Genomic DNA, 13,827 nt, shown 5'->3' with positions numbered 1-13,827 from the left:
TTCTATTTTTCATTAAGTGATTTATTTTACATGAACTATTTTTGGGATAGTTAGTCTTAATGTCGCAAGGAATTTTATGTTTACATTTTGATATCGCCTTAATTTATAAGAAATTTTTTGGGGATAATAACTTTATTAAAGAATGAATTTATTATTTGTTTATAAAGGGTTTATCTGATGAAACGATAATAGGGCGATTTATTATCAAGAGATGATTGTATTAACGTGATAAATCAAATTGATACAATTCAGCATCTATTTATTGAGCAATAGTTAAAATATGGTTGATATAAAATGATTATGGCAAATAGTAAGGTTGCCTATTTTAAATGGTTTTTGTTATTCGGTTTTGTGTTAGTCACATATTTTATTCCCCTGAATGGACGACTGCTTTGGCAACCTGATGAGCTTCGGTATGCTGAGATAAGCCGCGAATTGATCTTAAGCTATAACTGGAGCGTTCCTGAGCTTCTCGATATCCGTTATTTTGAAAAACCTATTTTTGGGTATTGGGTAAACGCTTTTTTCCAAATGCTTTTCGGCGAAAATAATGTTTCAGTTCGACTTGGTGTGGTTTTTAGTACACTAGTTAGTGCATTATTTATCTACCTTAGCGCTAAAATGGCATGGAAAAAACACAACGTCGCCTTTAATGCAGCTTTGATTTACCTTTCTATGCTAATGGTATTTGCCATTGGTACTTATAATGTCCTCGATCCTATCGTCACGGCGTTTGTCACGATGGCGATGTTTTTCCTTCAGTGGGGAATGACCACTAAAGATTTCTCACAAAAATTGCTCGCCTTTATTTTGCTTGGGGTTGCAGGTGGCCTTGGCGTGATGACAAAAGGTTTTTTGGTATTGGTATTACCTGCTTTGATTGTTTTTTTTAGCTCTATTTACTATAAACAATTCAAAGAGGTTTTCTGCTTCTCCTTTGTCTCACTGTTTACCATGTTTGTTATCTGCCTTCCTTGGGGTTTGATTGTTGCTAGCCGCGAACCTGATTATTGGCGTTACTTTTTTGGGTCGAACATATTCAACGCTTTATGGCCGAGAATGCTCAAAATCGCTCACCTTTCTGGTTTTATATTCCAATATTGATTGCGGCAGTATTACCTTGGTTGGGCTATTTATTTGCATCATTAATGAATGGTTTTCGCCAAAAAGGCCAGCATGTCTATTTTTTATTATGGTTTTTAGTACCATTTATCTTCTTCAGTATCACGAAAGGTAAGTTACTGACCTATCTTTTGCCGTGCATTGCGCCAATTGCTATTTTAATGGCGTCATATATAGATAAAATTTTGCAACAAAAACAGGTGGGTGCAATCCGTCTGAACGCAGCAATTAACACAATTATTGGTTTATTGTTAGCGGGTGGCATATTTTTATCCAACCACTTTCAAAATTTAACGATTTACCAGATTGATGAAGATAATAAGAGATTACTCGCCTCTGGCGCATTTCTTTTTTGGGCTTTGATTGGCATTATTTCATTTAATCGCCGTTTCTGGGCATTAGCTGCAGCTTGTACATTGGGATTAAGCCTGACGGTAGGTCATGTGATCCCCAATAAAATTATGAGCAATAATACGCCCCAACAATTAGTTGAAAAATACCGCGCTCAGCTATCGGATAAAAGGTATTTATTGACCAACAATGTGGGATTAGGTACAGCCTTAGCATGGGTATTAAAGCGTAGTGATATTAATATGCTACATCAAAAGGGCGAACTTGAATATGGCTTAGGCTATGCAGATGCAGCCAATCGTTTTTATTCCTTGGATCAACTGCCAACGCTTTTAGCGGATCATAATTATCAAGATGTTGCTATTGTGGTAGAAGGAACGCAAAAAGCAGTATTGTCATCTTTACCCGGAAATCCGCAAGTGATTAAAGAAGGCAATCTCGTTTTCATTTTGTATGAAGGTGAGAAGTAATTCTTCATAAAGAGTAATGTAATAAATTGATTTAAAATGAAATTTAATGGCCAACATCCTATAAATAATAGGTTGATTGGCCGTTTTTCTTGGCACTATCTTAAATCTCTAGGCTTCCTTGATCGAAGCGGGCTTCTTATTTGTCTTTGGCAGGCCATGGTAGATCATTAATAATGCAATGCTATTATTCATTGGATTAACCTCATCACTTTGAACTTCATTATTATTTTTAGGTTGATGGCGAGATATAGTTCTATTCATTAGGCTTTTTCCTCATCTTTTTTGAGTAAACGTTCAGCTTCTGCAAGTTCATAACGGCGAGGCGTTAGGGTGGTAGCACTGTGGTTACGGGCAAGGAGTGAATAAATGGTTGGTAAGATAAACAGGGTGAATAACGTACCCACTAACATACCTGTGACAATGACTAGACCTAAGCCAAAGCGACTATTTGCTCCGGCACCTGTAGCAAATAATAGTGGCACTAACCCGATGACCATCGCCGCAGTCGTCATCAAAATTGGGCGTAGACGAATTTGTGCTGCTTTTAAGATGGCTTCACGTTTGTTTAAATTCTCATGAGCTTGTAATTCATTGGCAAATTCGACCATCAAGATGCCATGCTTACTGATCAAGCCAATCAATGTGACTAAGCCAATTTGTGTATAAATATTGAGCGTGGCATACCCTAAGGCGAGAGGAATTAATGCGCCACAGATAGATAATGGCACGGTGATTAAAATTATGAGCGGATCAACTAAGCTTTCATATTGAGCTGCCAGAACAAGATAAATGATGATAAGTGCAGCCATAAATGCGAAAGCGAGCGTATTCCCTTCTTGCTGATATTGACGAGAATCAGACTGCCAGTCATGGCTAAATCCTGCCGGCAATTCTTTTGCTAATGCATCTAAATATTCAACCGCTTGACCTAATGTAACCCCTGGTGCAGGAATTGCTTGGAAGGTTGCAGCGTTTTGTTGATTAAACTGTGAAAGTTTATTGGGTTCAATTTCAGTTTGGATATCTACCACGGTGGAGAGTGGGATCATCGCACCACTTTGCGTTTTAACATGATGCCGAGAAAGTGTATCTGGTGTGAGGCGCTGGCTTCGCATACTTTGAGGGATCACATCATAAGAGCGACCTTCCATTCCAAAACGGTTAATGTAGTTTTCGCCCACTAATAAATTCAGTGATTCACCAATATCTTGCATACTAATACCAAGGCTATTGGCTTTTGAGCGATTCACTTTTACCTCAACAACAGGGTTGTTATAATCTAAATCGCTATCAACAACCATAAATAAGCCACTTTCACGAGCTTGCTGTTTGATCTCTTCCATTGTTTTATACAGCACAGGGTAGCCTTGCGGGCTTCTAAGAACCATTTGAATGGGTAAACCGCCTGTTGACCCCGGGAGTGCTGGTAGCTGAAATACAAAGATACTATTCCCTTCAACATCCCCAACTCGTCCTTGTAAATCTGATTGGATAAGAGATGCCGGTCTTTCTCGCTGTTCCCACGAAGTTAAATTACTTCCACCAAAGCTGGAAGAAGTACCATCTGTACCATTAATAATCCATGTACTTTCAGTTTCTGGTAGGGTCATCATCACGTCATGCAATTTACGAGAAAAGCGTTCTACATACTCAAGATTGGCATGTTGTGGTGATTTTATTGCAGTTAAAATCGCAGATTGATCTTCTACGGGGGCTAATTCGCGAGGCGCTGATTGATATAACAAAGGTAGGCTAATAAAAACTGCTATGGCAATAATACCTGTAATCCACCGGTTTTTTAGCGAAAAATTAAGCCCAATAGTGTAATAGCTAGCAAGGCGATTGAAGAAATTTTCCGCCATATGCGCCATTCGACCTTCATTTTGTTGTGAGTTCAACATAAATGAGCTCATCACCGGTGATAACGTCAGGGCGACAATGCCTGAAACAACAACGGCTCCTGCTAATGTTAGGGCAAATTCCTTAAATAAAGCACCAGTTAAACCAGACATTAAGCCAATAGGCGCGTAAACAGCAGCTAAGGTAATTGTCATTGCAATAACGGGGCCTGCAACTTCACGCGCACCGATTAATGCTGCCAATATTGGTGATTTCCCTTCTTCAATATGGCGGTGAACGTTTTCTACGACAACAATGGCATCATCAACCACCAAACCAATCGCTAATACCATGGCTAAAAGCGTTAATAAATTAATACTAAAACCAAATGCCATCATTAGCGCAGCGGCACCTAACATGGAGAGTGGAATGGCTAAAATAGGAATAATGACACTACGAATAGAGCCTAAGCACAGGTAAATGACTGCAATGACAATTAATAAGGCTTCTATTAGCGTATGGAATACTTGGTCAATTGAAGCTTTGATAAAACGAGAAGTTTCAAATGCCATTTCCACTTTCACATTGGGTGGCAATGTTTTAATAATATCTGGCATGAGCTTTTTCATCCCATCAACAATGACTAATGGGTTACCTGTTGGAGTGGCAAATAAGCCTAAATAGATAGCCGGTTCACCATTCATCAAGCCACTGGTTTCAGTTGAAGCGGCACCAAGTTCAATTGTCCCAACATCGCGTAAACGGACTAATCCATTACCATCATTGCGTATCACCAAGTCTTGGAATTCAGCCACATTGGTAAGATCAGTATTTACGTAAACATTCGAAATAACATATTCACCTTTCACTTTTCCGGGTGCTGCTTGGTAATTATTTTGGCGTACAGCTTGTGCAACATCTGCTGCTGTAAGCCCTCGGCCTGCAAGTTTATCGGCATCTAGCCATAAACGCATGGCGAGCTGTTGCCCACCAAAAACTTGGACTTTTGCGACACCATCAATTGTGGAATACATCGGTTCTACGACGCGAGATAAGTAATCAGTGAGTGCGGGTATCGACAGTGTTGTACTGGAAAAACCAATATAGGCCACAGCAGTGGATTCACCCGAAGAGAGTTCAATTACGGGATCATAAGCTTCTTTAGGCAGTTTATAGCGAACTTGATTAACTTTGGCCATAACTTGTGTAAGGGCTTGTGTTGAATCACGGTTTAATTCCATACGGACAATTACTAAACTGCTGCCTTGCACAGAAGAGGATGATAAATAATCGACACCTTCAACAGAGGATACTGCTTGTGCAATTGGCTGTGTGACAAAGCCTTGCATTAGTGTTGCTGATGCACCGGGATATTGGGTGCTAATGGTTATTGTTGAGCTTTCTAATTGCGGATATTGACGAATAGGGAGCTTACTTAATGCAAATAATCCAATAAGAACAATCAAAGAGCTGACCACCAGTGCTAACACTGGGCGACGCACAAAAATATCTGTAAACTTCATTGCATTATTCCTTATGAATCTTGTGCGCTAGCCTTTGGTGAATTGGCTAAAGTGTCTTGTTCAACCAAAGTAATTGGCGAGCCATTATTAAGCCGTAATTGACCCGATGTGATGACTTTTTCCCCAAGTTTCAGACCTTGCTCGATTTCCACTTTACCGGCCCAGCGTTGACCCACTTTTACGGAAATTTGTTTGGCAGTCATTGCGTTCTCTGAACCTTCAGCAATAAATACAGTGTCGCCATAAGCGGTATAAGTCACCGCAGTTTCAGGGATTGTGAGGACTTGATTATTGGTTTGTCGGATTACATTCACATTGGCATACATGCCAGCTTTTAATTCGCCATCACTATTTTCCAGTGTGGCTTGCAATTGGATCGTTCGTGATTTTCCTACAATTGGGTCAATAGCATTAATGCGAGCGGGGAAGGTTTTTGTGGGATAAGCATCCACTTTGATATCCACCAGCTGCCCAATATGCAATTCTGGTGAAGCTTGCTCATCAAGTGAAAAATTTAACTTCAATGTTTGCGTATCGACAAGGCTAGCAATGGCTTCTCCTGGATTAAGATATTGTCCTTCATGCACTTGACGAATGCCGATAATACCGTCAAAAGGTGCTCTAATAGCTTTTTGTGCAATCAATGCTTGAGTTTGCCGAATAAGTCCTTGAGCAATATCACGCTCTGCGCGGGTGCTATCAACTTGAGCTTCAGCAACCAAATGTTTATTGGCAAGAGTCGTTGTTCTATTGTGTAAACGTGTTGCATTTCGCAGTTGAGCTTGATAACGCGCTAAGTCAGCTTGTTCAACAGCGTCATTGAGTTGAACAAGTAATTGCCCTTTTTTAATTGTTTGACCAGATTCAAAATCAATCTGGGTAATACGCCCATTGGTTTCTGCCGCAACAAAAACTTGTCTACCTGCTTCAAGTTCGCCAACACCATAAAAAGTACGTGGTGCGCTCTCTTCGGTGACGGGTGCTACAGCAACTTTAACGGGTGGATATTGATAGGCCGCTTGCTGTTCTTTGTCATCTTGCGCATAAGAGCGATAAATAACGGTAGTACCGCCTGTGATGACAAAGATAGCGCATAACGAGATGATGAATTTTTTATTCATTATTGTTCCTACAATTTTTATATTTTTTGTGTGTAATAAAGATCACGAAAATGCCCTGCAATCGCGATAGCTACTAATCCACCAATAACTGAGATATGTTCGATAGCCCAAAATAGAGCGATTTTGGCTTCTTCACCGCTGTAATTCCAAAAAGTATGTACGACGACAATGGTGAGAAATAAGAAAACGGCAAGCGCAGTGCTACCAAGCCATAATAAGCGATTAAATAATACTAAAAATGACCCAGCCAACATGACAAAGGCGGATGCAATATTGAAAAACCAATCAGGATGCAATCCGGCTGCACGCATTTCTGCAAGGCTGTTTTCATAATCAAAAATTTTTGCCAAGCCAGAAGAGACAAATAAGACAAGGATAAGAATTCGAGCAATAAGCCATAATGTGCGACTTTCTAAAATTTTGGCGATTACCAGTGGCATAGCCATCTCCTTCAAACTAAGTAAGTCTGCATGCTGACAAGGAAATATTGTCACCACATACAGGAAACCAAATGCATAATCTCATTTGACAAACTTTGAGGTTGGCACTATAAAACCTCAAGTTAAGTTGAGGTCAAGTAATGGTGGATAAAAATGATGAGCAAAGACACAAAGTCGATAAAAAATGAGGAAAAGGAAGTCAATAAAATAGATTTTTCAAGGGCTTTGACTGTAGGGGAAGTGGCAAAACGTTCTGGTGTTCCTGTTTCAACGATTCATTTTTATGAATCAAAAGGGTTAATACAAAGTACCCGAACGCAAGGTAATCAAAGGCGTTTCCCTGCTGTTGTTCTGCGCTATATTGCTATTATTAAGGTAGCACAAAGTACAGGGATACCTTTAAAAGAAGTGCAAGATGCATTAGGTAAATTTCCTGCAAATAGTAAGCTAACTTCTGAACAATGGAAGGAGATGTCAACCGAATGGAAGGTTTCATTAGATAAAAGAATTAGACAATTAACGCGTTTACGCAACGAGCTAGATCACTGCATTGGTTGTGGCTGTTTATCGCTTAGCGAATGTCCATTACGTAATCCAGATGATATTTTAGGGCGCAGAGGGCCGGGAGCTCGTATTCTTGAACGACCATGATGATAAGGTAGAAATAGAGAGAGATTAAATATTATTAGCTATTTTTCCCTATTAAATAAAGAAGCAGCCTAGTTATTTTTGCTAATAATAAAATGTGTATAAGCAGGTAAATAGATAAAATTAATCTTCAATTAGGTATTTATAGCTGAAATTAGAATAACTTATTAATTATTATGAAGATAAAATCCAACTTATCACATTTGGATTATGTTTGAAGTTATTCTGTAATAGAATGATTCACATAGAACTTTTCTGAAAATAAGTTTTTTTCATTTTTATAATAAATCGCCACTTTACTTTGATTCAATTTATCTATTTACTTCATGGCTGATAATTTATTGCTTAGTTTAATATTGGAGCAAATCCATGTCAGTTGTGACGCTTGTCTTAGTATTTCTATTAGCCGTTATTGTGAGTGTTTTTCTCTCACGGCTATTTAAGGATGTTATTCCTTTACCTATTATACAGATAGCTCTGGGTGCAGGGTTATCTATTTTTGGATTTGATGTCGAATTTGAACCGCATCTTTTCCTATTTTTGTTTATTCCACCATTATTATTCTTAGATGGTTGGCGTATTCCAAAAGAGGCATTATTCCAAGAAATCAAACCTATTATGTCATTGGCGATTGGTTTGGTTGTTGTTACCGTGATCGGAATGGGCTTTTTTATTCACTGGTTAATTCCAGCAATCTCTTTAGCGGTTGCTTTTGCACTTGCTGCGATTCTATCACCAACAGACCCTGTTTCTGTTTCTGCAATGACAGTCAACTCGCCGCTTCCTTCACGGATGGCACATATTCTTGAAGGTGAGTCATTACTGAATGATGCTACGGGCTTGGTCTGTTTTAGCTTTGCGGTTACCGCTGCTTTAACAGGGACATTCTCATTAGCGTCCGCTGCGGGTGAATTTGTATTAGTTGCATTTGGTGGGATCTTAATTGGTTTGCTGGTGGCGTGGATCATTGGTTGGTTAAACCAATTTTTGGTTAAACGCACGGGTGAAGAGCCTTCGATTCAGATACTGATCAGCTTATTAATGCCATTTAGTGCTTACTTATTGGCTGAACATTTGCATGTTTCGGGTATTCTTGCTGCGGTTGTGGCGGGAATTGCCATGCACTATGAAAAAATTGCTGGTCGTATGCAGGCTGCAACTCGTATGCAAAGTAAAGCGGTGTGGGATACTGTTCAAACAGCTTTAAATGGGATGATTTTTATCCTGTTAGGTGAACAGCTTCCTGCAATGTGGAGAAATATGCCACAAGTTGCAGCTGAAGCGGGAGCAAGCCATCCATGGATGCTGTTTGTTTATGTGATCGTAATTACAGTTGCCTTGGCGATTTTGCGTTTTAGTTGGGTGTGGATTTCAATGACCTTGACGGTATTCCAAAATCGTCGCCGTGGTAAAGAAGCGGATGTTTTACATATTCGCATGATGGCGATTATGGCAACCGCAGGTGTACGTGGTGCAATTACATTAGCGGGTATTTTAACGCTACCTTTGTTAATGCCGGATAACACATTATTCCCAAATCGTGATTTAGCAATCTTCTTATCTATGGGCGTAATTTTGTGTTCTTTATTAATTGCCAGTATTGCTCTGCCTATTCTGACAAAAGGACTAAGCCAAGATTTACCTTATGATAATGATGAAATTCGTGCTCGTATGGCATTAAATGAAGCGGCAATGAATCATTTGCGTGAATTAATGAATTATCCTTCAGAAGATATGGATGAAATAGCAATGCGTACTGAAGTTGGTGCTCAATTGCTAGAGTTATATGCGCGACGTTTAGATAATACAGATGAAATTGAATCTGATATTTATGATTTACATCGAATGATTGAGATGGAACAAGAGATGTCTTCTTCTGCATTAAAAGCAAAACGCGAAGCGTTATATCAAATGCGTAGAGGTAAAAATATCAGTGAACGTGTTTATCATCGTCTTCGTGATGAATTAGATTTAAAAGAAGAGACATTAAATCATTATAAGAATTCTTCAGCACATTAATAAATAATATTCTTAGGCACTAAGCTACATGGATGGTTTAGTGCCTTTTTATTTTTCTTCAATTTGTTGAATAAAGTTTGATGGCGTGTGTCCTAACCACTTTTTAAACATTGTCGAAAAAGCCCCTACACTGCTATAACCTAAGTCAAAAGCAACCTCTGTTATAGATTTACCTGCTGAAATATGGGTAATTGCATTGAGCAAACACGCTTGCTGACGCCATTCTGAAAATGATAAACCAGTTTGCGCGCCAAAAAATCGACTAAATGAACGTTCACTTTTATGCAATTGGTCTGCCCATTCATGCGGGGATGAGGTGATTTTAGGATTTTTTAAAAACTCGCGGCATAATTTAGCCAAGTTTTCATCTTGAGGGATGGGAGCAAAAAAAGGTAAGGGTTTTGCTCGTGAAATTTCGTGTAGCAGAAGTTGAATCAATGCGCCATCTCGCCCATTAACATCATATTCGATGGGAATATTGACTGATTCGAGTAGTAACTGGCGTAATAAGGGTGAAACTCTTAAAACTTCACATTGCTGACTTGTTCTTGGTGCAGCTGCTGGCTCAATATAGAGGCTGCGAGTACTAACATTAAGCATCCTTGTTTCATGCGGTGTGTTTTCGGGTATCCAAACGCCACTATCGGGTGGTATCACCCACTCACCATCTTCTGTGCTCACTTCAATTAACCCGGTTGCGCCATATAAAAATTGGGCACGACGGTGAACGTGTGAATTGAGTAATACATTGGGTAAATAATCGGTTCTGATGGCTAAAACATCACGTTTTACCTTATCAACACTCTCAAGCGGAATATTTCTCATAATCACTCTAGCCTGTGGATATTGAAGTATAATTGACCATTTTTGAGTGGTTAGCAATACCCATTTTTTGATTAAAAAAGATCTTTATTATCAATGTAATCGTTGGGTTTTATCGCAATATAATACCAATGTAATAATTGAGAATAAAATTAATTCTCATTTTCTTCATTTATCACTCATAATAGAATTTGACGATGAATATACTAAGGGGAGAATTATCGTGATAGGCGCATTTAATCGATGGTTATCACATGAAGATGCAGGGAAATTATTGCTGCGTCTTACTGTTGGCGGGTTAATGTTATTTCATGGCATCAGTAAGCTCCTAACGGGAGCAAGTGGCGTAAAAGCGATGCTGGCATCTTATGGTTTACCTGAGTTTATCGCTTATGGAACTATTTTGGGTGAGGTGGTGGCGCCTATTTTAATTATTTTAGGCATACTCACTCGACCTGCAGCCTTACTTGTTGCCTTCACTATGCTAGTGGCTTGGTTAATGGTTGGAATGGATAAGACATTTGTACTTGATAAAACAGGCGCATGGGCAATCGAAAGTGTTGTCTATTTCTTTGTTGGTTCTATCGCGTTAGCGTTACTTGGCGCGGGTAAATACTCACTTGTGAAAAATCCAAACTGGCGCTAAGAATAATAAGCATAAAATCCAAATAACAGAGTTCATTTATCTTGATGAACTCTGTATTTCTATCGATTTTTATCTATTTATTAAAGTCTGCATGACGACTGATTGCATCAAAATAATTTTGTACTGTTGGTGAAATCTCAATTAAATTATGTTGGATAAGAAAGGCTAAAAAGCAACCAATATAAACATCAACAGCTGTGAATTGTTGTCCACAAATGTAAGGTGCGGCATTGGCTAAGCCTGTTTCCAAACAATCCATTACCTGTTTAAATGAGCCAAATCCTGACATTTTTTGTTCTTCTGCACTTAATTCAAGCCCCATCATATGCGCTGTAAATGCAGCTTCAATCGGGCCAGCAGTAAAGAAAAACCAACGGTAATAAGGAGCTCTCTCTGGAGAGTTAAATTCAGGTGCTAACCCTTTTTCAATAAATTTATCAGCTAGATAGAGGCAAATTGCCGCAGTTTCTGTAATGATATTATCGCCATCAACGAGTGCGGGCACTTTTGCCATCGGATTTATTGCAAGATATTCTTTAGTATGCATTTGCTCATTGAATGCTAATTCAACTCGGTTATAGGGAACCGCTAATAAATTAAGTAGCAAATCAACAGTATTACCGCGTGACATTGTATTAGTATAAAGAGTGAGTTCACTCATGATTATTTCCCCATTGATGAAATTGAGGAAGTATCATAAGACGTTAGTGTGTCAGTTCTTGTCAGTATCATTCCTCATATAAAGTTTTATTCGCTTTACAATATGGTGCAATCACCAATGACTTCGGTTTGCCAACGCCTGAGCAAATAATGTTTAGGGTAAGGCGGATTTTCGGCAAGTATTTGGTAGGAAGTGATGCGGTCTAATCTAAAATGGCGATAGTCTTTGCGTAATTCACACTAAGCGGCAAGAACTTGTACTTCTTTCATATAACCCACGGCAATTGGCCAAATTATTCGGCAACTGCTTTGCCCATTAGCATCTTGGTAATGAATATTTGCTTTCTTTTCTTCACGTAAGCTGCGGCGTAACTCTTTGGCAATTAGATTATTAACGCCTGTTAATTGGCTAGAAATGGCAAACAATGTTGTTTGTGCAATCTGTGTTTGCGCCTCTTTTTTAACAATACTATTGATTTTATTCAGCGTACGCATTGCCGAAGCGCTCAATTCTTCATCAGCATTACTTTGTACCCAACGTAAACCGAGAATGAGCGCTTCAAGCTCATTCTCGTCAAACATTAAAGGTGGAAGTAATAATCCTGATTTTAACTGATAACCAATTCCCGCTTCCCCTGTTATTTCAGCACCTTGATGACGTAATGAATCAATATCGCGGTAAATAGACCGCACACTAATCTGTAATTGTGATGCAAGTGATTCCGCTGTAACCGGATAACGATTCTCTTTTAATATTTGTAATAGCGTGAGCAAACGTTGTGTGCGAGTCATTGGTATGTTTAATTAACCATAGTGGGAACATGCTAAATATCATAGCACTACTTGAATTTGTTATGATGATAAAGATTTCCAACACTTTAATGGATCATTTTTAGGGCAAAAATAAAAGTGTTTATGTGTACCGGTAATTTCGCTGCGAATAAAAATAACCAATCTTTATTGGATGAATTCAAAAAGATAAAGACAATTATTAAGAAAATTATGTACAAACTTGGTATCGTAGTAGCCATTTTTACTCGCTTAGATCATAACTATGCTAATTAGAGCGAATAAGAAATTTATTATAAATAAATTAAATAACAAAGAGATAGATGTTAATGGAATCTTCAAGACACAAAGAAGTTATTGAAATGTTGCTTGAAAAGTATGCAATAGGTATAACAGCAATCGTTATATGCTTGGCTTTATTTATTGCTTTTGAAATACTTAATCAGCGACAAAAACATAAGCCAAAAAGTATTTTTGTTCATGTTATTCAAACTGCCATTTTATGTAGCCTTGTCATTATAGCTGGGCAATATGTTGATATGGCTGCAAAAGATTTCGATCTGAATTTTATATCTACATCACTGATCAATTTTATTACGACAGCGCTAATTTCTATTATTTTGATGCGCAAGTTGTTCCAGCTAGCAAATAGACTCGAAAAAGCCCAGATTCAAAAAGGTAGCGATCCTACTTCGGCGCGGATCATTGCTCGAGTATTTAAAACGACTATCTTTGTCGTGATCATCCTATTATTTGGCGAGCATTTTGGGATGAGTTTGTCAGGATTAATGGCGTTTGGTGGTATCGGCGGTATTGCGATCGGTATGGCGGGTAAAGATATCCTCAGTAACCTTTTTTCTGGGATTATGCTCTATTTTGATCGACCCTTTAATATTGGGGATTGGGTAAGTTCTCCGGATAGAAATATTGAAGGAACCGTTGTTGAAGTTGGTTGGCGATTAACAAAGATTATTACTTTTGACCATCGGCCATTATATATTCCTAACTCAGTCTTCTCTTCTATTAGTGTTGAGAATCCTGGACGAATGACTAACCGTCGAATTAAAACATCATTAAGTTTACGTTATGAAGATGCGGATAAAATTGGTGATATTGTCAAAGATATTCGCATAATGTTGCAACAAGAGGAAACCATTGATCACGGCCAAACTTTGTTGGTGTATTTTGATGAATTTGCAGATTCTTCTTTGAATATTATGGTGTATTGCTTTACTAAAACGACTGTCTGGGCACAGTGGTTAGATGCGCAACAAACTGTTTATTTGAAGATTATTGATATTGTCAAAAAGCACGGTGCAGATTTCGCATTCTCTACACAAACGCTGTATATTGAAAAAAACAGCTAACGCGCTATTT

Annotated in this window: 12 protein-coding genes and 1 pseudogene; 6 read left to right on the top strand and 7 right to left on the bottom strand. The window is 38.5% G+C overall.

Annotated features, from left to right (window positions below; genetic code table 11):
• Positions 1-300: 300 nt before the first annotated feature.
• Positions 301-1,104 carry a phospholipid carrier-dependent glycosyltransferase gene (locus OO7_RS17240; protein ID WP_236620661.1) on the top strand — a complete coding sequence of 268 codons (804 nt, stop codon included), beginning with the start codon at positions 301-303 and terminating at the stop codon, positions 1,102-1,104.
• Positions 1,050-1,943: a glycosyltransferase family protein gene (locus OO7_RS17235; protein WP_236620660.1), complete on the top strand. Its 894-nt coding sequence runs from the start codon at positions 1,050-1,052 to the stop codon at positions 1,941-1,943. The genes OO7_RS17240 and OO7_RS17235 overlap by 55 nt, the downstream gene beginning before the upstream one ends.
• Positions 1,944-2,051: 108 nt before the next feature.
• Here OO7_RS17235 and OO7_RS16905 read toward each other — a convergent pair whose 3' ends face one another.
• The 4 genes from OO7_RS16905 to OO7_RS15700 are packed head-to-tail and all read right to left on the bottom strand — an operon-like array spanning position 2,052 to position 6,866.
• On the bottom strand, positions 2,052-2,204 hold the full coding sequence (locus tag OO7_RS16905) for a hypothetical protein (RefSeq protein WP_156823159.1): 153 nt from the start codon (positions 2,202-2,204) through the stop codon (positions 2,052-2,054).
• A complete protein-coding gene (locus tag OO7_RS15710; RefSeq protein ID WP_008916924.1) occupies positions 2,204-5,305 on the bottom strand; it encodes a MexW/MexI family multidrug efflux RND transporter permease subunit in 3,102 nt (1,033 codons plus the stop codon). The genes OO7_RS16905 and OO7_RS15710 overlap by 1 nt, the downstream gene beginning before the upstream one ends.
• Positions 5,306-5,316: 11 nt before the next feature.
• Positions 5,317-6,426: an efflux RND transporter periplasmic adaptor subunit gene (locus OO7_RS15705; protein ID WP_008916923.1), complete on the bottom strand. Its 1,110-nt coding sequence runs from the start codon at positions 6,424-6,426 to the stop codon at positions 5,317-5,319.
• Positions 6,427-6,443: 17 nt separating this feature from the next.
• Positions 6,444-6,866, bottom strand: coding sequence for a DoxX family protein (locus OO7_RS15700; protein WP_008916922.1), 423 nt, complete (start codon positions 6,864-6,866; stop codon positions 6,444-6,446).
• A gap of 153 nt (positions 6,867-7,019) precedes the next feature.
• Here OO7_RS15700 and soxR point away from each other — a divergent pair, with 153 nt between their 5' ends.
• Both soxR and OO7_RS15690 read left to right on the top strand, forming a co-directional pair.
• Positions 7,020-7,517, top strand: coding sequence for a redox-sensitive transcriptional activator SoxR (gene soxR / locus OO7_RS15695; protein ID WP_008916921.1), 498 nt, complete (start codon positions 7,020-7,022; stop codon positions 7,515-7,517).
• Positions 7,518-7,883: 366 nt separating this feature from the next.
• Positions 7,884-9,533 (top strand): Na+/H+ antiporter, encoded by a 1,650-nt coding sequence (locus OO7_RS15690; RefSeq protein WP_008916920.1) that lies wholly within the window; start codon positions 7,884-7,886, stop codon positions 9,531-9,533.
• Positions 9,534-9,581: 48 nt separating this feature from the next.
• On the opposite strand, the gene OO7_RS15685 is transcribed toward OO7_RS15690, so the two are convergent.
• Positions 9,582-10,358, bottom strand: coding sequence for an AraC family transcriptional regulator (locus OO7_RS15685; RefSeq protein ID WP_008916919.1), 777 nt, complete (start codon positions 10,356-10,358; stop codon positions 9,582-9,584).
• A gap of 220 nt (positions 10,359-10,578) precedes the next feature.
• Here OO7_RS15685 and OO7_RS15680 point away from each other — a divergent pair, with 220 nt between their 5' ends.
• Positions 10,579-11,001 carry a DoxX family protein gene (locus tag OO7_RS15680; RefSeq protein ID WP_008916918.1) on the top strand — a complete coding sequence of 141 codons (423 nt, stop codon included), beginning with the start codon at positions 10,579-10,581 and terminating at the stop codon, positions 10,999-11,001.
• Positions 11,002-11,074: 73 nt separating this feature from the next.
• Here the strand turns inward: OO7_RS15680 and OO7_RS15675 are convergent, their stop codons facing one another.
• Complete coding sequence (locus OO7_RS15675; RefSeq protein WP_008916917.1) at positions 11,075-11,662, bottom strand: glutathione S-transferase family protein; 588 nt, start codon at positions 11,660-11,662, stop codon at positions 11,075-11,077.
• Positions 11,663-11,757: 95 nt separating this feature from the next.
• Positions 11,758-12,453 (bottom strand): annotated as a pseudogene (locus OO7_RS15670) (helix-turn-helix transcriptional regulator).
• 326 nt (positions 12,454-12,779) lie between these two features.
• Between OO7_RS15670 and OO7_RS15665 the strand changes: the two are divergent.
• Positions 12,780-13,817: a mechanosensitive ion channel family protein gene (locus tag OO7_RS15665; protein ID WP_008916915.1), complete on the top strand. Its 1,038-nt coding sequence runs from the start codon at positions 12,780-12,782 to the stop codon at positions 13,815-13,817.
• Positions 13,818-13,827 lie beyond the last annotated feature (10 nt).

This window comes from Providencia sneebia DSM 19967 (assembly GCF_000314895.2).
GTDB lineage: Bacteria > Pseudomonadota > Gammaproteobacteria > Enterobacterales > Enterobacteriaceae > Providencia > Providencia sneebia.
This window is presented reverse-complemented; position numbering and strand designations above follow the sequence as displayed.

Excerpts from the sequence above, each read along its gene's own strand:
- OO7_RS17240 (WP_236620661.1), top strand. The coding sequence starts at position 301 with ATGGCAAATAGTAAGGTTGCCTATTTTAAATGGTTTTTGTTATTCGGT.
- OO7_RS17235 (WP_236620660.1), top strand. The coding sequence starts at position 1,050 with ATGGCCGAGAATGCTCAAAATCGCTCACCTTTCTGGTTTTATATTCCA.
- OO7_RS16905 (WP_156823159.1), bottom strand. The coding sequence starts at position 2,204 with ATGAATAGAACTATATCTCGCCATCAACCTAAAAATAATAATGAAGTT.
- OO7_RS15710 (WP_008916924.1), bottom strand. The coding sequence starts at position 5,305 with ATGAAGTTTACAGATATTTTTGTGCGTCGCCCAGTGTTAGCACTGGTG.
- OO7_RS15705 (WP_008916923.1), bottom strand. The coding sequence starts at position 6,426 with ATGAATAAAAAATTCATCATCTCGTTATGCGCTATCTTTGTCATCACA.
- OO7_RS15700 (WP_008916922.1), bottom strand. The coding sequence starts at position 6,866 with ATGCCACTGGTAATCGCCAAAATTTTAGAAAGTCGCACATTATGGCTT.
- soxR (WP_008916921.1), top strand. The coding sequence starts at position 7,020 with ATGATGAGCAAAGACACAAAGTCGATAAAAAATGAGGAAAAGGAAGTC.
- OO7_RS15690 (WP_008916920.1), top strand. The coding sequence starts at position 7,884 with ATGTCAGTTGTGACGCTTGTCTTAGTATTTCTATTAGCCGTTATTGTG.
- OO7_RS15685 (WP_008916919.1), bottom strand. The coding sequence starts at position 10,358 with ATGAGAAATATTCCGCTTGAGAGTGTTGATAAGGTAAAACGTGATGTT.
- OO7_RS15675 (WP_008916917.1), bottom strand. The coding sequence starts at position 11,662 with ATGAGTGAACTCACTCTTTATACTAATACAATGTCACGCGGTAATACT.
- OO7_RS15665 (WP_008916915.1), top strand. The coding sequence starts at position 12,780 with ATGGAATCTTCAAGACACAAAGAAGTTATTGAAATGTTGCTTGAAAAG.